General features: G+C 70.2%; 21 protein-coding genes and 1 pseudogene. 13 read left to right on the top strand and 9 right to left on the bottom strand.

Going from position 1 to position 18,849, the window contains the following annotated elements; translation table 11 throughout:
* Positions 1 to 5 precede the first annotated feature (5 nt).
* Genes modA through J2X34_RS12100 form a run of 3 tightly spaced genes read left to right on the top strand, consistent with a single transcriptional unit; the run spans position 6 to position 2,640 of the window.
* A complete protein-coding gene (gene modA, locus J2X34_RS12110; protein WP_429517587.1) occupies positions 6 to 767 on the top strand; it encodes a molybdate ABC transporter substrate-binding protein in 762 nt (253 codons plus the stop codon).
* The gene (locus J2X34_RS12105) at positions 764 to 1,570 is read left to right on the top strand and encodes an ABC transporter permease (RefSeq protein ID WP_114720228.1); all 807 of its coding nucleotides are present in this window, start codon (positions 764 to 766) and stop codon (positions 1,568 to 1,570) included. Before modA ends, J2X34_RS12105 begins: the two co-directional genes overlap by 4 nt.
* Entirely contained in the window at positions 1,567 to 2,640 is a 1,074-nt protein-coding gene (locus tag J2X34_RS12100) for a sulfate/molybdate ABC transporter ATP-binding protein (protein ID WP_429517439.1), read from the top strand. Before J2X34_RS12105 ends, J2X34_RS12100 begins: the two co-directional genes overlap by 4 nt.
* On the opposite strand, the gene J2X34_RS12095 is transcribed toward J2X34_RS12100, so the two are convergent.
* Complete coding sequence (locus tag J2X34_RS12095) at positions 2,625 to 2,996, bottom strand: cupin domain-containing protein (RefSeq protein WP_429517437.1); 372 nt, start codon at positions 2,994 to 2,996, stop codon at positions 2,625 to 2,627. The two genes, J2X34_RS12100 and J2X34_RS12095, sit on opposite strands and share 16 nt — an antisense overlap.
* A 122-nt stretch (positions 2,997 to 3,118) precedes the next feature.
* Here J2X34_RS12095 and J2X34_RS12090 point away from each other — a divergent pair, with 122 nt between their 5' ends.
* Complete coding sequence (locus tag J2X34_RS12090) at positions 3,119 to 3,568, top strand: MarR family winged helix-turn-helix transcriptional regulator (protein ID WP_429517435.1); 450 nt, start codon at positions 3,119 to 3,121, stop codon at positions 3,566 to 3,568.
* A gap of 19 nt (positions 3,569 to 3,587) precedes the next feature.
* Here the strand turns inward: J2X34_RS12090 and J2X34_RS12085 are convergent, their stop codons facing one another.
* The gene (locus tag J2X34_RS12085; RefSeq protein WP_114720220.1) at positions 3,588 to 3,998 is read right to left on the bottom strand and encodes a hypothetical protein; all 411 of its coding nucleotides are present in this window, start codon (positions 3,996 to 3,998) and stop codon (positions 3,588 to 3,590) included.
* Positions 3,999 to 4,111: 113 nt separating this feature from the next.
* Here J2X34_RS12085 and J2X34_RS12080 point away from each other — a divergent pair, with 113 nt between their 5' ends.
* The 3 genes from J2X34_RS12080 to J2X34_RS12070 all read left to right on the top strand — a co-directional run bounded on the left by J2X34_RS12080 (position 4,112) and on the right by J2X34_RS12070 (position 6,531).
* Positions 4,112 to 4,435, top strand: a complete 324-nt coding sequence (locus J2X34_RS12080; RefSeq protein ID WP_181818715.1) for a hypothetical protein — start codon at positions 4,112 to 4,114, stop codon at positions 4,433 to 4,435.
* Positions 4,432 to 6,141 carry an alpha/beta hydrolase gene (locus tag J2X34_RS12075; protein WP_429517433.1) on the top strand — a complete coding sequence of 570 codons (1,710 nt, stop codon included), beginning with the start codon at positions 4,432 to 4,434 and terminating at the stop codon, positions 6,139 to 6,141. The genes J2X34_RS12080 and J2X34_RS12075 overlap by 4 nt, the downstream gene beginning before the upstream one ends.
* Positions 6,142 to 6,258: 117 nt before the next feature.
* A complete protein-coding gene (locus tag J2X34_RS12070) occupies positions 6,259 to 6,531 on the top strand; it encodes a hypothetical protein (RefSeq protein ID WP_114720214.1) in 273 nt (90 codons plus the stop codon).
* Positions 6,532 to 6,573: 42 nt separating this feature from the next.
* On the opposite strand, the gene J2X34_RS12065 is transcribed toward J2X34_RS12070, so the two are convergent.
* Positions 6,574 to 8,106 (bottom strand): DUF4185 domain-containing protein, encoded by a 1,533-nt coding sequence (locus tag J2X34_RS12065; RefSeq protein WP_114720212.1) that lies wholly within the window; start codon positions 8,104 to 8,106, stop codon positions 6,574 to 6,576.
* A 162-nt stretch (positions 8,107 to 8,268) separates the two neighbouring features.
* Here J2X34_RS12065 and J2X34_RS12060 point away from each other — a divergent pair, with 162 nt between their 5' ends.
* Positions 8,269 to 8,814, top strand: a complete 546-nt coding sequence (locus tag J2X34_RS12060; protein ID WP_114720210.1) for a hypothetical protein — start codon at positions 8,269 to 8,271, stop codon at positions 8,812 to 8,814.
* A 4-nt stretch (positions 8,815 to 8,818) separates the two neighbouring features.
* Here the strand turns inward: J2X34_RS12060 and J2X34_RS12055 are convergent, their stop codons facing one another.
* Complete coding sequence (locus J2X34_RS12055) at positions 8,819 to 10,120, bottom strand: MFS transporter (RefSeq protein WP_429517429.1); 1,302 nt, start codon at positions 10,118 to 10,120, stop codon at positions 8,819 to 8,821.
* 9 nt (positions 10,121 to 10,129) lie between these two features.
* Positions 10,130 to 11,077 carry an NAD-dependent epimerase/dehydratase family protein gene (locus tag J2X34_RS12050; RefSeq protein ID WP_429517427.1) on the bottom strand — a complete coding sequence of 316 codons (948 nt, stop codon included), beginning with the start codon at positions 11,075 to 11,077 and terminating at the stop codon, positions 10,130 to 10,132.
* Between the two features lie 141 nt (positions 11,078 to 11,218).
* Between J2X34_RS12050 and J2X34_RS12045 the strand changes: the two genes are divergently transcribed.
* The 4 genes from J2X34_RS12045 to J2X34_RS12030 all read left to right on the top strand — a co-directional run bounded on the left by J2X34_RS12045 (position 11,219) and on the right by J2X34_RS12030 (position 13,333).
* Positions 11,219 to 11,917: a TetR/AcrR family transcriptional regulator gene (locus J2X34_RS12045; protein WP_114720204.1), complete on the top strand. Its 699-nt coding sequence runs from the start codon at positions 11,219 to 11,221 to the stop codon at positions 11,915 to 11,917.
* 125 nt (positions 11,918 to 12,042) lie between these two features.
* Positions 12,043 to 12,372 carry a rhodanese-like domain-containing protein gene (locus tag J2X34_RS12040; protein WP_114720202.1) on the top strand — a complete coding sequence of 110 codons (330 nt, stop codon included), beginning with the start codon at positions 12,043 to 12,045 and terminating at the stop codon, positions 12,370 to 12,372.
* Between the two features lie 29 nt (positions 12,373 to 12,401).
* Entirely contained in the window at positions 12,402 to 12,674 is a 273-nt protein-coding gene (locus J2X34_RS12035; protein ID WP_114720200.1) for a YgaP family membrane protein, read from the top strand.
* A gap of 53 nt (positions 12,675 to 12,727) precedes the next feature.
* Complete coding sequence (locus tag J2X34_RS12030) at positions 12,728 to 13,333, top strand: YqgE/AlgH family protein (protein ID WP_114720198.1); 606 nt, start codon at positions 12,728 to 12,730, stop codon at positions 13,331 to 13,333.
* A 39-nt stretch (positions 13,334 to 13,372) separates the two neighbouring features.
* On the opposite strand, the pseudogene J2X34_RS12025 reads toward J2X34_RS12030, so the two are convergent.
* The 3 genes and pseudogenes from J2X34_RS12025 to J2X34_RS12015 form a co-directional block, all read right to left on the bottom strand.
* Positions 13,373 to 14,344: pseudogene (locus tag J2X34_RS12025) on the bottom strand (alpha/beta hydrolase).
* Positions 14,345 to 14,424: 80 nt separating this feature from the next.
* On the bottom strand, positions 14,425 to 15,816 hold the full coding sequence (locus J2X34_RS12020) for a glutamate decarboxylase (RefSeq protein WP_114720462.1): 1,392 nt from the start codon (positions 15,814 to 15,816) through the stop codon (positions 14,425 to 14,427).
* Between the two features lie 105 nt (positions 15,817 to 15,921).
* Positions 15,922 to 16,908 (bottom strand): bile acid:sodium symporter family protein, encoded by a 987-nt coding sequence (locus J2X34_RS12015; protein WP_114720196.1) that lies wholly within the window; start codon positions 16,906 to 16,908, stop codon positions 15,922 to 15,924.
* 84 nt (positions 16,909 to 16,992) lie between these two features.
* Here J2X34_RS12015 and J2X34_RS12010 point away from each other — a divergent pair, with 84 nt between their 5' ends.
* Entirely contained in the window at positions 16,993 to 17,835 is an 843-nt protein-coding gene (locus J2X34_RS12010) for a LysR substrate-binding domain-containing protein (RefSeq protein ID WP_174914211.1), read from the top strand.
* Positions 17,836 to 17,838: 3 nt separating this feature from the next.
* On the opposite strand, the gene J2X34_RS12005 is transcribed toward J2X34_RS12010, so the two are convergent.
* Positions 17,839 to 18,846: a DUF1648 domain-containing protein gene (locus tag J2X34_RS12005; RefSeq protein WP_429517423.1), complete on the bottom strand. Its 1,008-nt coding sequence runs from the start codon at positions 18,844 to 18,846 to the stop codon at positions 17,839 to 17,841.
* Positions 18,847 to 18,849: the final 3 nt, after the last annotated feature.

The raw sequence follows: 18,849 nt of genomic DNA, 5'->3' as shown, positions 1-18,849 counted from the left end.
GGTGGATGCGGGGTGCGGTGGTCGCGGTCGCCGCGGTGCTGACGACGGCCCTTGCCGGGTGCAGCGGCGCCACCGACGCGGGAACCGAGGGCGGAGACTCGATCACGGTGTTCGCGGCAGCGTCGCTGAAGTCGACGTTCACCGAACTGGGGCAGCGTTTCGAGGAGCAGCATCCCGGCACCCGGGTCGTGTTCAACTTCGCCGGATCGTCCGACCTGGTGGCTCAGCTCGATCAGGGCGCCCCGGGCGACGTCTTCGCGTCGGCCGACACCGCGAACATGACGAAGGCGGTCCAGGCGGGGTTGACGGCGTCGGAGCCGGTGAACTTCGCGACCAATACTCTGACCATCGTTGTGCCGCCCGGTAATCCGGCGAACATCGCGTCGTTCGCGGACCTGGCCCGCCCGGACGTGAAGGTGGTGGTCTGCGCGCCGCAGGTGCCGTGCGGCACGGCGACCCAGAAGATCGAGGACGCCACCGGGATCCGCCTCACTCCCGTCAGCGAGGAATCGTCGGTCACCGACGTGCTCGGCAAGGTCGTCACCGGTCAGGCCGATGCCGGGCTGGTGTACGTCACCGACGCGACCGCCGCAGGTGACAAGGTCGCGGAGATCCCGTTTCCGGAGGCGACGAAGGTCGTCAACACCTACCCGATCGTGGTGCTGAAGGATTCCGGGAACCCGGAGGCGGCGAGCGAATTCACCGGGTACGTCACCGGTCCGGAGGGCCGCGCGGTCCTGTCCGAGGCCGGGTTCGGCGCCCCGTGACCGTGCGGCCGCGGGTACGGGTTCCGGCCGGTCTGCCGGTCTGGATCTACGTTCCCGCGGCCGTCGGCGCGCTGCTGGTGGTGCTGCCGCTGGTCGCGATGCTCGTCGGGGTCGACTGGCCCAACTTCTGGGAGCTCGTCACTTCCGAATCCTCCTTGGACGCTTTGGTTCTGAGTCTGAAGACGGCCTCGATCAGCACGTTGCTGTGTGTGCTGCTGGGGGTGCCGATGGCGATGGTGTCGGCCTGCTGCTCGTTTCCCGGGCTCGCAGCGCTGCGGGCGCTGGTGCTGCTCCCGCTGGTGCTGCCTCCCGTCGTCGGCGGCCTCGCGCTGCTCTACACGTTCGGCCGACGCGGATTGATCGGGCAGCACCTCGAGGTGGCGGGCATCCAGATCGCGTTCTCCACCACCGCGGTCGTGTTGGCGCAGACGTTCGTCGCGCTGCCGTTCCTGGTGATCAGTCTCGAGGGCGCGCTGCGCACCGCCGGGCGGCGCTACGAGGCGGTGGCCGCCACGCTCGGCGCTCCACCCACGACGGTGCTGCGCCGGGTCACCCTGCCGCTGGTGCTGCCCGGACTGATCTCGGGCGCGGTGCTGGCCTTCGCGCGCGCCCTCGGCGAATTCGGCGCGACACTGACGTTCGCCGGGAGCCTGCAGGGCGTCACCAGGACGTTGCCGCTGGAGATCTACCTGCAGCGGGAGACCGATCCGGAGGCCGCGGTCGCGCTGTCGTTGGTGCTGGTGGTGGTGGCCGTCGCCATCGTCCTCGGGGCCCGCACGCGTCGCGCGGCCGGTGCGCTGTGAACGGGTTGAGCGTGCGGGCCCGGGTCGATGCCCGCGGGTTCGACGTCGAGCTCGACGTCGCTCCGGGCGAGGTGCTCGCGGTGCTCGGCCCCAACGGGGCCGGCAAGTCGACGCTGCTGGACGTGGTGGCCGGGCTGCTGCGACCCGACTCCGGCCGTGTCGAACTCGGCGACCGGGTGCTCACCGATGTCGCGAAAAATGTTGCGGTGCAGCCGCACCAGCGATCGGTGGCGTTGCTGGCCCAGGAGGCGCTGCTGTTCCCGCACCTCACGGTCCGAGAGAACGTCGCATTCGCCCCGCGCAGCGCGGGGTTGGGGCGGCGCGAGTCGTATGCCTCGGCGCAGCGGTGGCTCGACGAGGTGGATGCGGCTGCCCTCGCGGCGCGGCGGCCGCGGCAACTGTCCGGCGGTCAGGCACAGCGGGTCGCGGTGGCGCGGGCGCTCGCCGCCGACCCGCAGGTGCTGCTGCTCGACGAGCCGATGGCGGCACTGGACGTCGCCGCCGCGCCGGCGCTGCGGGCCCTGCTGCGCCGGGTTCTGCGCACCGGGGACCGGACCGCTATCCTCGTGACTCACGATGTGCTGGAAGCGCTTTCGCTTGCCGACCGGGCCGTCGTTCTCGACGGCGGGCGCATCGTCGAGCAGGGATCCGTGGACCGGGTACTCACCCGGCCGCGCAGCGCCTTCGCGGCCCGGATCGCCGGCATCAACCTGCTGTCGGGCAAGATCCGCGACGGCGTCCTGGACACCGCCGCGGGGGCGGTGAGTGGCATCGGCGAGGACGGGTGCGGCGACGGGGACCATGCCGTCGCGGTGTTCTCCCCCACCGCTGTCGCAGTCCACCGCGAGCATCCGGAAGGCAGCCCCCGCAACATCTTCCGGGTACGGATCGCGGAGATCGAGGGACGGGGGCACGCGATTCGTGTCCGCACCGACGATCACGTCGACGGTTCGGCCGGTCTGGTTGCCGACGTCACGGCCACCGCCGTCGCCGAACTCGATCTGGCCCCCGGCGACGACGTGTGGTTCGCCGTCAAGGCGACCGAGGTGGCGGTCTACCCGGCGCGGTGAACCGGGCAGCACCCGAAGGCGCCCGCAATGTTGCCCGCCGACTGGATCATCGAGTCCACGGGGGCGTGATGATGCCACCGTCGGCGGTGGTGGCGGTCAGGCCCCACCGATGTCGTCACCCACAGCGAGGCCGTGCCGTCGCCGTGATTGTCGAGCTGAACCGTTGCCGCCTCCGGAACCAGGACGACGTCTCCGGCGGCGAGCGGAGTTCGGCGGCCGTCCAGGGTGACTGTGGGTGAGCCGTGGAGCACGAGGAAGACCTCTTCGTGCGAGACGGTGTGCGGGGCACCGTCGGACCCGGGTGCCAGGTCTGTGCGCCAGGCGCACAGCTGTCGGCTGCCACGAGACGGTGCCACGTAGGAGTGGAATCGAGACTCGTGCATTCGGTGTGTCAGATGGTCACCATCTTTTCGGACTGGCATCGCGAACCCCCTTCTCGTCAGTTTAGCTGTCTTTATTGGACAGGTAGACTGACGGTATGTCAAGGGATGAGCCTCGTGCCGATCTGCTGATGCTGCTGATGCGCGCCGCGTCCACGCTGGCCGAGCAGATCAACGAAGCCATTGTCGTGCAAGGGAATTCGACGCTGCGTCCGGCGCACGGTCTCGTGTTCGTCCGGGTTGCCGGGAACGGTGCCACGGTCAGTGAGATTGGCGCTTTCCTGGGCATCACCAAGCAGTCGGCCGCTGTCATCGTCGACGAGCTGACGGCCTCCGGCTATGTCGACAAGCAACCTCACCCCCAAGATCGCCGGGCGCAGCTGGTCCGACTGACTTCCGCGGGGCTGGACGTGACCGCGGCGGCCACCGACGCGGCCCTGGCGCGCTGGCATGCGGCGAGTGCGGTGCTGGGCGCGGACACGATGGCATCTCTGGTCCGTGCGCTCGAGGAGATCGGGAGAGGCGGCACGCCGCGACCCGTCTGGTGACCCGAGAGACTCGGATTCGTCAGCCGCGATCCCACACGGTGAGGTGCGCGAAGTAGCCGTCGTTGTCCGGCGTCGTCTCGGACACGACCGGCCGATCGATCGCGTCGACGTGACGGTCGACCACGGCGCGGAAGCGGGGGTCCTCGCGCAGCGCGGCGGCGGCCGCGGCCAGTTCGGCCCGGGCGTCGGCCACCGCCTCGTGCTGCAGCCGGACGACGGCCGCGACCACCTCGCGCACGTCCGTACCCCGCAGTTCCTCCCCGATGTGCCAGTTGTGGATAAGTCCGTCGGCCGTGGCCTCGACCGCGACGGCCCCGTCCGCGGACTCGGCGCGCGATCGACGGGTCGCCGCGGCAATCAGCAGCCGATCCTGCTGGTCGACAACGGTTTCGGTCCATCCGTGCGAGTGCCCCGGTGCTCTGTGGTTCATCCCGTCTCCCCTCGTGATCCGCGGTCGGTGACCGGCGGCGATCGTCTCATACCGCGAAACGGCTGCAGTATCGTCCGGAACGGATCCGGGGGATGCGGACGGAGGGGGGTGTCATGGCGGAGATGTGGGTCGATCCGGGCCGGCTCGGCGAGACCGCGCGGACCGTGTCGGCGATCGGGGACGTGATCGCGGACGCGCGGGCGGGCACGGAGTCGGCGGCAACCGGCACCGGACTGCTGGGATCACGGGTGGGCCGGGCATGCGGGGCGGGATCGAGGGCGGTGTCGGACGTGCTGGCCGTCGTCGCCGGCCGGCTGCACGACTGGTCCGCGAGCACGGCGAGGGCCGCGGCCGGGTACGCGCGCGCCGACACCGCCGAGGCCGTTTCTCTCGTCGGACTCGTTGCGGGACTGCGGGGATCGGACGGCGGTCGGTGACGACACCGACGGTGTCGCTCGCGGAGTCGTGGGCTCCGTCGGTGTTGCGGGGTCAGGGCGCGCAGTGGCAGAGGTGCGCCCGTGTCGTCGACGCGCAGATCGACGGATACGTGCGGGCGGTGGACGGGGCGCGAGATCACTGGGGTGGCGTCGCCGCGGACGCGGCATGGGCGCGAGCCGGGGAGATCGGCGCGATCGCGACGCGGACCGCGTCGGCACTGCAGGCGGCCGCCGAAGCGGCGAATTCCGGTGCGGCGCAACTCGAGGGGGCGCGGGACGGCGTCCTCGCCACGGTCGCCGCGGCCCGGGCGGAGGGATTCGAGGTGGCGGACGACGGCGCCGTCGGTGTCCCGCCCGGGATCTTCCTGGCCGCACTGGGATCCGGGTCGGGCGCAGCGATGGCGACGGCGGTACTCGACCACCGGGCGCGCCGGCACCAGACCATGATCCGGGCTGCACTCGGCGAACTCGCCGCGGCCGACGGCCGGGTGACGTCGCTGATCGCCACCGCGTTCGCCCAGCTTCCCCGCGCCGGTGATCCGGGCACCGGATGGGCCGGGGTGCAGACCGTTCCGCCGCCCCCGGACGGTGCGAGTGCGGAGGCGAACCGCACGTGGTGGGATGCGCTCACGACGGGGCAGCAGCGGATGCTGATCGAGACCACGCCCGCGAGCGTCGGCAACCGGGACGGTCTACCGGCCGCGGTGCGCCACCGGGCCAACGTCGATCGTCTGCCGGTCGAGCGGGCCGCACTGGAGGCGACGCGACGGGAGCTGTCGGATCGAGTGCGGAGCCCGAACAACCTCGAATCGCTCTTTGCGCGACAGCAACTCGTGGACGTCGGCCGGCGGCTGGCCGATATCGACACGGTACAGAGCGCGCTCGAGCAGCACCCGGACCGGAGGCTGTTGCTGTTGGAGGTGCGCTCCGGCGAGCAGGTTCACGCCGCCGTGGCGATCGGTGATCCGGACACGGCCGATCACATCGCGGTATCCACGCCGGGGCTGAACTCCACCGTGCGCGGGTCCCTCGGTTCGATGGCCGACGAGGCCGGGGCGCTGCAGCGCGAGTCGCGGATCCAGATGCGCGCCACGCCCGGACGCGAACACGAGACGGTCGCGACCATCGCCTGGGTGGGCTACGACACGCCGCAGATGTCGGGGAGCATCACCGACCGGATCGAGGGTGGACTGGCTGTGGCACTGGAGGATCGGGCCCGCGCCGGGGCGCGGGACCTCGCGCGGTTCTACGACGGCCTCGGCGTCGCGCACACGGGATCAGATCCGCACATCACCGCGATCGGGCACTCGTACGGTTCGGTCACCACCGGTCTGGCGCTGCGTGAACCGGGCCACCACCCGGTGGACGACCTGGTCGTCTACGGCTCCCCCGGCCTGGTCGGCGTCCGCTCGCCGAGCGATCTCGGACTGGTTCCGGGGCATGCGTACGAGATGACGGCGGACGGTGACGTGATCGCCCGTCTCAACCGGTTCGGCCCCGGACCGTTCGGCGGTGGACCGTACGCGACGGACGGTTTCACCCATCTCGCGACCGATGCCGCCACGACACCCGACGGAGTGACGCGCGACGGCGCGTCCGGCCACAGCGAGTATCCCCGGACGGGTGCCAACGGACGCCTGCGGACCAGCGGCTACAACCTGGCCGCGATCATCGCGGATCTGCCGGAGCGGGCCGTCACCACCTGAGTCGCCACCGCCGCGCAGCGGGTCCGCCGGCACTCGAGGCGCGTCGGGAATCGCCCACCTCCGAGCGGACAACCCGGGCGTATCGTCGAACCAGGTCCCGCCGAAAGGAAGGGAACGATGATTCGCCGCTGGAAGACTCTGCTCGTCGCGGCGGCCGTGCCGCTGCTCGTGACCTCTTGCGAAGACGAGACCGCTGCTCCCCCACCCGCGTCCGGCACGTCGACCACTTCCGAGACGTCCGTGACCCCCACCGATCGGATCTCCCCGGAGTACTGCCGGCAGAGCGAGCACCCGGGGTGCCCGCCGGGCGGCTACGTCGGATCCGCCGCCGTCCTCGCTCCGGACGGGAGCGGTCGGTACGTTCCGGCTCAGGGTTCCGGAGCCGGGTGACGCATCGTTCACGTAGCCCGGGTCGGTTCGCGTCGGCTCGGGTCAGTTCAACTTCGCCCGCATGAGGTAGACGTTGTAGCTGTCCCATTCCGACATCGTGAAGTACAGCTCGTCGGGTGTGGACCAGGGGTGCATGAAACCGCCGTACGTCTTCGGGTACTCGGTACTGTCGACGAGAGTCGCGCCGTCGGACCAGGTGCCCTGCGGACTCGACGACTGCCGCAGGAGGATTCGTCCGTCGACCTGGTCGAGGTAGCTCATGAGCCACCGCTGCCGATCGGCGTCGTAGCGCACGGACAGCTCGCCCGCGGGACCCGAGACGAGCGGTGTGGCGAGGTGTTCCACCACCGGGACCCAGTTGCCGTCGACCCAGTACTGGTACGCACTGGTGTCGAGTAGCTCGCCGGCGGGGACGCGGGCGAGGCCGATCATGCCCATCCGGCCGTTGGGGGTGCCGAACATGTACACGTGGTCGCCCTGCGGAACCATCGCGGTCACCTGGAACAGGCCCTGTCCGAAGATATTGTCCCACTGGGCATGTTGATCCTTGGTCCACGTCTGACCGTTGTCGTCGGAGTACGCGATGCCGCCGTGGTTCGTCACCCACATGCCGGGCTCGCCCCAGCGGCGCACCGACATGTAGCTCAGGTACTGGCGGGCGCCGATCGCGAAGCCCGACGTGGGGATGGCGGTGGTCTCCCAGTTCGCGATGTGCCGGGCGTCGATGATCTCGGCGGCGTGACAGCGACTGTCCTGCACCATGCTGTCGATCGTCATGCCGTCGGACAGATCGGTGTCGGTGCTGTGCCCGAGCACGCTGCTGCGCCAGTCCCGGCCGTTCGCACCGGGTGGCTGCCAGTCCGCGCCGAACGTGTCGCCGAACGCCACCGCGACCTCGCCGGGACGGCTCTCCCACGTGATGCCCAGGTCGGTGCCGTCGACCTGCCACCGCTTGTCGGTGCGGTTCTCGGATCCGGGCCCGGTCACCTGCGACACCAGACTCACCGCCCCCACAGCCGGGGTGCCGAGCGGTGCGGTGACGGGCCCGGGGTCGATCGTGCCGATGTCGAGCGGCGGTGCGGGCTGCGGATCCGGACCCGGGTCGCCGCCCGGCACCGGAATCGGGACGGTCTCGGGCCGCGGCTGGATCTGGATGCGCGGCAGGGTGATCGAACCGGATCCCGAACCCGAACCCGAACCCGAACCGGATCCCGAATCCGATCCCGAACTCGAGCCCGATCCCGAACCCGACGAACCGGGTGCGGCGTCCGGCCCGCCGGGATCGTCGGTCGCATCGGTGAGGTCGGGGCACGGGTCCTGGCAGGGGTCCGCCGGCAGGGGATCCTGCGCCACCCGGGTCCGGTCGGGGGCGGGATCGGGTAGTGGGACGGGGACGAACTGCGGGTACGGCAGCGGGACCCCGATGACGGGCGGGGACGTCGGCGGCGGCGGTTCCGGGTCCGGCGCCGACGGATCGAATCCCGCCTCGCCGCACGAGTTGGTGGGCCCCGTCGCGGGTTCCGCGAGTGCGGGGGCGGTGGTGAGCGCGAGGCCCGCGACCGTGACGGCGAGCATCGACGTCAGGCGTCTGATGATGGTTCACCCCTGGGCGATTGGTCCGAAACCGTTCACTACCTGGTGTTTCGAGGAAAGGTAGCACCGAGGTGCGGGGGTGTTCACCGACAATCCCGGTGACCGTGACGGAACCGTGTCACGTCGCGGTGCGTCCACAGAGGTATGGGATCACTCGAGTACTGGTTCGGCACGGGGGACGGTGCGACCACCACGTGGACCTCGTTGGCCGATCTCGACCTCGACGCCGACGGCGAGTTCGACGCGGTGCGTCTGGACTTCGACGGGGACGGTCTGTTCGACGACGCGATGTGGGACAGCGACGGTGACGGTGCTGCCGACCGCTCCGTGCTGGACGTCGGGGCGGCATCGGCGCGGTACTTCGCGGACCCCGTGCACGCCGGCGTCTGGGACCAGCAGGTCTCGCGGACACAGCAATCCGTGCACCCGGTCCCCGCGCCGCGGTCTCCCGCACCACCCGATCCGGCCGGGTGGCGGAGCATCGACTACGACGGTGACGGTGCGGCGGACGACGCGCTCGTCGACTTCGACGGCGACGGCGAACCCGACGTCGTGCTGGTCTCGACGCGGGATCCGGCCCGGTTCGACACGGTGCTGGTCGCCGAGGAGGATCCGGGCCGGATGTCGGTGCAACTCAGCGATACCGACACCGACGGCCGTGTGGACACCGTCCGGCGGGACGTGCGGTGACCGGTCAGTCGACCGTGCGGCGCGCGTTGCACGCGATCGCGACCAGGCCCAGCGTGTAGACGCCACCGGCCGCGAGGACCGGACCCAGCGAGTGGCCGTCGGGAGCGACCACCGTCGCGGCGGCGGCCACGGCAGCGCAGAAGGCGATGTTGAAGACGGTGTCCTGCAGCGCGAACACCTGGCCGCGGCGGTCGTCGTCGATCTCGATCTGCATCGCGGCGTCGCCGGTGAGCTTGACGGTCTGCCCGGCGAACCCGAGCAGGAACGCACCGGCCAGCAGCAGCGGCTGCGACAGCGTCGTGATCAGCGTGAACTGGACGACGGTTGCGAACGCGAGTGCGACGGTCACGGTGCGGGGGCGTCCGAGGCGGGGAATCAACCAGGGGGTGGCGAGGGCCGCGAGCAGCATGCCGGCGGCCGTCGCCCCCACGGCCACACCGAATCCGGCCAGGCCGCCGGGCAGCGCGCCACTCGACGCGGGGTCGCGCAGGATCAGCACCATCACAAGGGTGTTGACGCCGAAGGCGATGCGATGGGCGCCGATTCCGATCATCGCGGTGGTGACCCCGGGCGCCTGCCACACCGCCGTCGCGCCGGTGCGCAGGCCGGACAGGACGGCGGTGACCGTGCCTCGTGCGGTGGTGACGCCGTCCATGGGGCCCAGCGCGCGACGGCCGAATCCGTGCACCGCCCACGCGCCGATCACCGATCCGAGCGCCCCGACCGCCACCGCGACGCCGGAGCCCAGATCGCCCTCGCCGATCCCAGCGATCACGGCCACGGCCGTCCCTGCCCCGACCGCCGAGAACACCGATCCTGCCGATGCGAGCACCGAATTTGTTGGTACCAGCCAACTTTGCCGCACCACATGCGGCAACGCGGCGGAGATGCCCGCGAGGACGAACCGGCTGACGCCGATCGCGGCGAGTGCCATCAGCAACAGCGGCGTCTCCCCGGCGCCCGCGATCAGCAGCGCCGAGATCAACAGGATCAGGCTGCCCCGGAGCAGATTCGCCCACAGCAACACCGCCCGCCGGTCCCAGCGGTCCAGCAGGGCGCCCGCGAACGGACCGATCACCGAGTACGGCAACAGCAGGACCGCGAATCCGGCGGCGATGGCGAGCGGTTCGGTCTCGCGTTCGGGATTGAAGAGGATGGCCCCGCCGAGCGCCGCCTGGAAGAGTCCGTCGCCGAACTGGCTCGCGAACCGGACCGCCGTCAGGCGGCCCAGCCCCGGTGAGTGCCGCAGTGTGGTGGCCGCGGAACTCCACGTCTGTCGGACAGACGACGGATTCCATGTGCGCACATGGTGACCCTATCGGGCGCCCGCCGTCGCCAACTCCTGCCGCCACCACCGGACCGTCACGGCCGCGGCCTCGTCCAACGGGGTGGGTGCGCGCCCGAGGACCTCCTCGCTGCGACGCGAGTCCATCACGAACGGCGCCTCGAACTGGTACAGCGTCTCCGCGAGCTCTCGGGTCGGGCGGTGCACCGTCCCGACCGCCCGCAGCGCCCACCCGGGCAGCGTGCCCACCGTGGGCGTCGGCACCTGCGCGGCCTTCGCGAACGCCTCCACCAGCTGTCGCTGGGTCACCGCAGGAGCGGTGGGCGCGTGCAGCACCGTGTTCCACCGGTCCGGATCGTGCGCTGCGGTGATCATGGCCGCCGCCAGATCGGGGACGTAGGTGAACGAGTGGGCGACGTCGGCGCGGCCCATCACCCGGATCGTCTTCCCCTTCAGCACCGGGGGCACCATCCGCTCGCCGGCATGCGCGGTCAGGACGTGCGGGCCGAAGAAGTCGGACGCGACGACGCTGACCGTCGGTGTGCGGTGCGCCGCGCGGGCCGCGAGTAGACGGGTGCGGACACCGAGCTTGCCGGTGGTCGCGTCGCGCGGGCCGTCCTCCGTCATCGGGCCGTCCGGGCGGCCGTACGAGTACAGGCTCTCCGGGAACACCACGACCGCGCCTATCCGTCCGGCGGCGTCGAGCACCACCTGCTCGGCGGCGGGCAGTTCGCGTTCCCAGGCGCGGGCGTCGTAGGCGGATCCGTGGATGCAGTGGAAGACGGCGGTGGCGTCGTCGAGGGCGGCCGCGAGGGCGGTCGGGTCGGAGACGTCCACCTTGCGGCGCTCGATCCGCGGATGGTCCGGCCCGCTACCCGAGCGGGTGAGGACCCGGACGTCGTAGCCGGCGTCGGCGAGTTGTTCGGCGACCGTCCAGCCGACGGGGCCCGCACCGGTCACTACCTGCAGATTCGACATCACGTGCTCGCTTTCTCGAAGAGGATTTCGGAATCGAGAGCACTGCTCTCGTTTTCTACGATGCGCTCGGGTCGGGGCCATTGTCAAGAGCACTGCTCTCTTTTGTTGACAGTGCTCTCGTTTCTCGGGCAGGGTGGGTGCATGACGGTCACCCCCCGCGAACGCGCCCGCGAGCAGACGCTCGCCGAGATCACCCGCATCGGACGGGAGCAGCTGGCAACACAGGGCGCGGCCGCGTTGTCGCTGCGTGCCGTCGCGCGCGATCTGGGCGTCGTGTCGTCGGCGGTGTACCGGTACGTCGCGAGCCGCGACGAGCTGCTCACGCTGCTCGTGATCGATGGCTACACCGAGCTGGGTGCGGAGGTGGATGCCGCCGTCGATGCGCTGGCGGACGACGATCACCGCGGTCGGCTGCACGCGCTCTCCCACGCGGTGCGATCGTGGGCGATCCGGGAGCCCGCCCGCTATGCGCTGCTGTTCGGCAGCCCGGTCCCCGGCTATCACGCGCCGGCGGAGCGCACGACCGGTCCGGGTACGCGCGTGATCGTCGCGCTGGTCGGCATCATCGAGGGGGCGCACCGGGCGGATGCGCTGACACCGCTGTCGTCGTCGGCGCCGGTCGACCCGGGGCTGTCCGCCGACCTCGATCGGATCCGTGCCGAGATGGGCCTGACGGTGCCCGACGAGCTGCTCGCGCGCGGCGTCATGGCCTGGGCGGCGCTGTTCGGTGCGATCAACTTCGAGGTGTTCGGGCAGTACGGCGCCGACACCTTCGCTGATCCGGCGGCGCTCTTCGAGCACCACCTGACGGTGCTGGACCGGATCCTGGGGCTGGACTGAGCTGTCGGAACGTGGCCGACGACACGTCGACGACATACCCCTAGGGGTATAAAGTCGCGGGTGGAGAAAGGATCCCCCCAGGGGGTCTGGAGTGAGCGAGCAGGGTGGCCCTAGGGTCGAACGTCGTGGGCATCTTTCGAAAGTCGTACGGAACGGTCGACGCGAGCAGGGCGCAGACCCTCGTCGAGGAGGGCGCGGTCCTGTTGGACGTGCGATCGCGTCCGGAGTGGGACGCCGGCCACGTGCCGGGTGCCACCCACCTGCCGCTGCACGAGGTGATCGACGACGGCATCGACGTGGTCGCGGGTCGACCCGTCGTCGTGATCTGCCGTTCCGGCGGACGATCGGCGAACGCGGCGCGTCAGCTGGCCCGGGCGGGCGCCGAGACCTACCTGGTGCGCGGCGGCATCGACGCCTGGCGCCGCGCCGGCCTCGCGATCACCACTCCGGACTGACCGTCACGTCACACGAGGAGTACACGAACATGGCACTGCCGAAGCATTCCGGTTGGACCGTCGAACGCATCGTCCCGCTGCTGGGTGGATCCGTGGTGGGCACGAGCCTGCTGCTCGGCCGCACGCACTCGCCCAAGTGGCGGGGCCTGACGGCGTTCGCGTCCGCGAATCTGGTGCTCTACGGGATCGTCGGCTGGTGCCCGATGAGCCTGCTGCTGCAGAAGCTTGGTGTGCCGCGCGGTGCGTCCTGCTCGGTGCCCGCGCCGGGGACGGTCGCGCAGCCCGATCCCGACGCGGCGTAATTCGTTCGCGTTCGAATCTCCCGTCCGGGGCCCGTCGATGAGATGATGACCCGGTGGCGCACTCGGAGGAACCTGAGGACCGCACGGCCCCGGCACAGCCGGCGGTGCGGCCGGGCAGCCTGCTGGTGTCGTCGACGGACCTCGCCGAGCCGACGTTCCGGCGGACCGTCGTCTACGTGATCGAACACAACGACGCCGGCAGTCTCGGCGTCGTCCTCAACCGGCCCAGCGACACCTCCGTGCAGGAGGTGCTGCCGCAGTGGACCGCTCTCGCCGCCAAACCGCAGGCGCTGTACATCGGCGGGCCCGTCACTCGTGACGCCGCGCTGTGCCTGGCGACGCTGCGGACGGGCGCCGACATCACCGGCATCCCGGGACTGCGCCGGATCGACGGCCGGGTCGTGATGGTCGACCTCGATGCCGACCCCGAGCCCATCGCTCCGGTGATCGAGGGCCTGCGGATCTTCGCCGGTTACGCCGGCTGGACGCTCGGGCAGCTCGACGCCGAGATCGAACACGACGACTGGATCGTGTTGTCGGCGTTGGCGTCCGATGTGATCAGTCCGCCCCGCGCCGACGTCTGGGGTCAGGTGCTGCGTCGGCAGCCACTCCCCCTCGCGCTCCTCGCGACGCACCCCATCGACATCGAGCTGAACTGACGCCACGCTCGCCCCGGGGAGCCCGCGCAGCGAAACGGACTACCCGGACAGCGCCTTTCGCAGCGCCGTGATCGCCAGTTCGCGGGCGACGACGGTGGCCCTGCAGTCGCGGAGGCTGTCGAGCATGAGGAAGTCGTGGACCATGCCGGCGACGCGGACCGCAGTGACGTCCACGCCCGCCGCGCGCAGCTTCGCGGCGTAGGCCTCGCCCTCGTCGCGCAGGACGTCGGTCTCGTCGGTGATCACCAGCGTGGTCGGCATCTCGGCGAGCCGCTGTGGGCTTCCCTGCAGCGTTGAGGCGTAGATGTCACCGCGCTGCGCCGGGTCGGGGAGGTACTGGTCCCAGAACCACTTCATGCCGTCTCGCCTGAGGTAGTAGCCGTCCGCGAACTGCAGGTACGACGCGGTCTCGAAGTTCGCGTCGGTCACCGGGTACAGCAGGACCTGCGCGGACAGCGCCACGTCGCGTCGGTCGGCCGCCATCAACGCCAGCACGGTCGCCATGTTGCCGCCGACGGAGTCACCGCACACGGCCATCCGGGAGGTGTCCAGGCGATGCTCGCGGCCCTGCTGCGCGACCCAGCGGGCCACGGCGTAGTTCTGTTCGATCTGGACGGGGTACTTCGCTTCCGGCGCCCGGTCGTAGACCGGGAACACCACCGCGGCGCCCGCACCGACGGCCAGTTCCCGAACCAGTCGGTCGTGCGTGTTCTCGTCGCCGAAGACTCAGCCGGCGCCGTGGATGTAGATCACGACGGGCAGATCGCCGGACGCGCCGGCCGGGCGGAGGATCCGGGTCCGCACGCGGCCGTGCGGTCCGGCGTGGACGTCCACCCACTCGTCCTCGACTTCCGGCCGGTCCACCCCGTCGCCGCTCTGCAGGTCGGCGAGGATCTTGCGTCCCTGCTCGGGTGGAACCTCGTAGATGCGGGGATGCGGTGAGGTCGCGTCCGCCAGTTCCTTTGCGGCGGTCTCCAGTACGGGTTCGGGCGGATCGGGCAGTGTGGACATTCGACTCTTCTCCTTCGCTCGGTACGGCACTCGGCTACCCGCGCCCCCGATCAGCCGAACCGTCCCCGGACCGTCGGCGGTCAGTGCGCGAAGTGCCGAGCCTCGGAGTGGATCGCGACGCCTTCGCGGTGCAGGTGCTTGCACACCTCGACGATGTCGTCGAACAGCAGACGCGCCAGGTCGGCGCTGAAGCCCTCACGGACCACCACGCGCAGTACCGCGACGCCCTCGGCATCGGCGGGCATCGTGTACGCCGGCACCTGCCAGCCGCGGGCGCGCAGTTCGTGCGAGACGTCGAAGACGGTGAACTTCGGCTCGTCGGACAGTTCGAACGTCAGCACCGGGATGGCCGAGCCGTCGCTGACCACCCGGAAGTCACCCTCCTCGGCGAGCTTGCCGGACAACCACATTGCGGTGCTGCGCAGCGACTTCATGATGTTGTGGTAGCCGCTGTGCCCCAGGCGCAGGAAGTTGTAGTACTGGCCCACAACCTGGTTGCCGGGGCGGGAGAAGTTGAGCGTGAACGTCGGCATGTCGCCGCCGAGGTAGTTCACGCGGAACACCAGCTCCTCGGGTAGATGTGCGGCGTCGCGCCAGATCACGAATCCGAGGCCGGGATACGTCAGTCCGTACTTGTGACCGCTGACGTTGATCGACACCACCCGGGGAATCCGGAAGTCCCACACCAGTTCCGGGTTCAGGAACGGAACCACGAAGCCGCCGCTGGCCGCGTCCACGTGCACCGGGATGTCGGGCCCGCCGTCCGCGGCCAGCGCGTCCAGGGCCAGCGCGATCTCCTCGACGGGCTCGAGTTCACCGGTATACGTGGTGCCGAAGATCGCGACGACGCCGATCGTGTTCTCGTCCACCGCCGCGGTCACCTGTTCGGGCGTGATCACGTACCGCCCCGGCTCCATCGGCAGATACACCGGTTCCACGTCGAAGTACCGGCAGAACTTCTCCCACACCACCTGAACATTGCTGCCCATCACCAGTTTCGGTGTGGACGCGTCCAGCCCGCCAAGTTTGCGGGCCTGCCGCCAACGCCACTTCATCGCGAGCCCGGCGAGCATCACCGCCTCGCTCGAGCCCAGGGTGGAGACGCCGGTCGCGGATGTCGGGTCGGTGTCGGACAGGTCCGGCGCGTTGAACAACGCGGCCACCATGTTGACGCAGCGCTGCTCGATCGCCGAGGTGGCCGGGTACTCGTCCTTGTCGATGAGGTTCTTGTCGAACGTCTCCGCCATCAGCGTCCCCGCCTCGGGATCCATCCACGTCGTCACGAACGTCGCGAGATTGAGGCGCGAACTGCCGTCGAGCATCAGCTCGTCGTGGATGAAGCGGTATGCGGCACGTGGATCCATCGAGTCGTGCGGCAGGCGCAGCGCCGGGACGGGGTCGGTCGCCAAGCGGCCGGTGTAGGCAGGCGCGATCAAGTCGCGGGATTCGCGGTGGTGATGGTTCTTCGACACGTTCGCCTCCGAAAACACAGCTGCTCGGGAAACGCCTGTACTGGAACTCGCTCCGTCTCCATTGAACCGGAACCGGGCCGAACGTGTGGGTGAACCGGATTCCGGTCAGGTCGTGACGGATTCCGGGTCGGTGCGTTTGGCGTACCGCTGCGCCAGTGCGGCGCAGACGATGAGCTGGATCTGATGGAAGATCATCAGCGGGAGCACGATCAGCCCGACGGGCTGGCCGGCGAACAGCACCGACGCCATCGGGAGTCCGGTCGCGAGGCTCTTCTTGGAGCCGCAGAAGATGATGACGATCCGGTCCGGCAGCGAGAAGCCGAGCTTCTTGCCCGCGAACGCCGTGATGCCGAGGACCGCGGCCAGCAGTCCGCAGCACACCGCGACCACAACGGCCACCTCCGCGACCGTGACGGTGCTCCAGATGTGCTCGTTCATGGACGCGCTGAACGCCGAGAACACGACCAGCAGGATCGACCCGCGGTCCACCAGCTTGGTGGGGGCGGCGTACTTGGTGAGCCAGTCGATGACGAGCGGGCGGATGAGCTGGCCGATCATGAACGGCAGCAGCAGCTGCAGCACGATGTCGATCACCGACGAGAAGTCGACGGTCGCCTCGCCGGTGGTGTTCATCAGCAGGATCACCAGCAGCGGCGTGACGAACACGCCGAGCAGGTTCGAGAACGACGCGCTCACGATCGCGCCCGCGACGTTGCCGCGCGCGATCGAGGTGAACGCGATCGACGACTGCACCGTCGACGGCACCAGGCACAGATACAGGATGCCGGTGTACATCTCGTCGGTGATGATCGTCGGCACGAGGATCCGCAGCGCCAGGCCGATCAGCGGGAACAGCACGAACGTCGACGCGAACACCACCGAGTGCAGCCGCCAGTGCTTGAGACCCTGCAGCGCCTCGGTCGGTGACAGGCGGGCGCCGTACAGGAGGAACAGGAGGCCGATCGCGATCTTGGTGGCCCAGTCGAGGACCGTCTGACCGCTGCCGGATACCGGGAACAGGCTGCCGAGGATTGCCACCGTGACGATGGCCAGGATGAATCCATCGATGTAGAACCTGCTCAGAAACTTCACCGGTCAACGGTATACGGAGCGAATTCGATCATGAAAGGCGTTCAACCCGTTAACTGCGATCGTGATTCGTGATAAGCAGGACGCATGTTCGATCCGGTTCTCCTCAGGACATTCCTCGCCGTCGAGCAGACCGGCGGGTTCACCGCGGCCGCCCGGCACCTGGGTCTGCGCCAGTCCACCGTCAGCGGCCACATCGCCCGGCTCGAGCGGGCCGCGGGTCGCGCCCTGCTGAGCCGCGACACCCACACCGTCGAACTCACGGCGGACGGCACCGCGATGGTGGGGTTCGCCCGCTCGATCCTCGACGCCCACGACCGGGCCGGCCGGTACTTCGAGGGATCGACACTCACCGGACGGCTGCGGTTCGGGGCCGCGGAGGACCTGGTCGCGAAGGGACTGCCGCAGATCCTGCGGGACTTCCGGCGCACCCATCCGTTGGTGGACCTGCAGCTCACGGTGGGGCTGAGTCGCACGGTGCACGCGCAGTTGCGGTCCGGCGATCTCGACCTCGCGTTCGTGATGCGTCGGCCCGGCGAGACACACGGCGATCTGGTGTGGCGGGATCGGCTGGTGTGGGGTGGGACGGCGGAGTCGGAGTGGGATCCGTCGGCGCCGGTGCCGCTGGTGGCCTATCCCCCGCCCAGCATCACCCGCGCGTGCGCGCTCGGCGCGCTCGAGACGGCCCGCCTGCCCAGCCGGATCACGTGCCTGGCCAACAGCCGGACGGGGCTGCGCGCGGCCGTCCTGGCCGGGCTGGGTTTCATCGTGCACGCGCAGTCGCTGCTGCCGACCGAGCTGCGACCGGTCGGCGAGCGGTTCGGGCTCCCGGACCCGGGAGACGTCGAGTTCGTGCTGCTGGGCCGGGCCAGCACGCCCAGCGATCCGGAGGCGGCCCTGATGGAGGCGATCCGGGCGTCGGCGCTGTGATCCTCAGGATCGCGCGAATCGCCGATCGGCCAGCGTGTTGAGCGCGCCGGCGATCTCCTCCGCCTTCGGGGTGGTGACGGTGAGCCGGTGCCCGCACGCGAAGGTCACCACGACGGCCGGCCCGGTCCGGGTGACGACGCCGTAGTTGCCGCGGCCCTTCGTCTTGAGACCCCAGCCGCCGAAGTCCTGGAACGGCCGGACCTCGTCGACCTCGGCGCCGAGGACCTCGTCGGTGCCGTACTCGATCGCCGACATCCCCAGGTTCTGCACACGGATGCTGTCGGCGTCGACGACGACGCGGAACTGCAGGAGCGTGACCAGCAGCAGCACCGCGGGCAGGAACAGGGCCAGGGGCCACCACGCCCCGGCCAGGTAGGACACCCCGATCGCGGGCGTGGCGACCACCAGCGCGACCCCGGCGAGCCCACCGGCGCTCATGCCGACCTGGTCGGTGATCGGGAGCTCGACGGCGCCGCGGGGCAGGACGGTGGCGGGGGGCTCGGTGGCGACCGTGCGGACGCGGTGGTCCCGCAGCAGCGACGCGCCGAGCAACCCGACCACTGCGCCGAGGGCAGCCCCCACTCCGATCGCGGTGGTGGGCAGCGGGGTGTCGACCACCGACGTCGCGTCGAGCTGACCGACGATCATCGCGACCTCGACGGCGAGGATGAGGCCGACGACGACGAGTCCCACCAGCAGCATCATCCGGCGCATGATCAGTTGCGCCTGTGCGAGCGCCGCGATCGCGCAGCAGCCGCCACCGACGAGCAGCAGGATCAGGGCGACCATCCACGCACTCGACGTGGGGCTCATGAAGCCGTCGGGCGTGCCACCGTCGCCGGACCAGTGCGTGGCGATCTGCTCCGGCAGTCGGGACTCGAGCATGTACGTCAGCACGATGCCCGCGGCGGCCGCCAGCACGGGGACGCCGATACCGAAGACGGCGCCGGCCGGATCGATCACGCGCGCCAGCGCGGGTGGCGGGAAGGGGTCCGGTGTGGGTGTGGTCACACA

The organism is Rhodococcus sp. BE178 (assembly GCF_050433545.1).
In the GTDB taxonomy this organism is placed as follows: domain Bacteria; phylum Actinomycetota; class Actinomycetes; order Mycobacteriales; family Mycobacteriaceae; genus Prescottella.
Note: the sequence above shows the minus strand (reverse complement) of the source record. Positions and strands in the feature narration are given on the sequence as shown.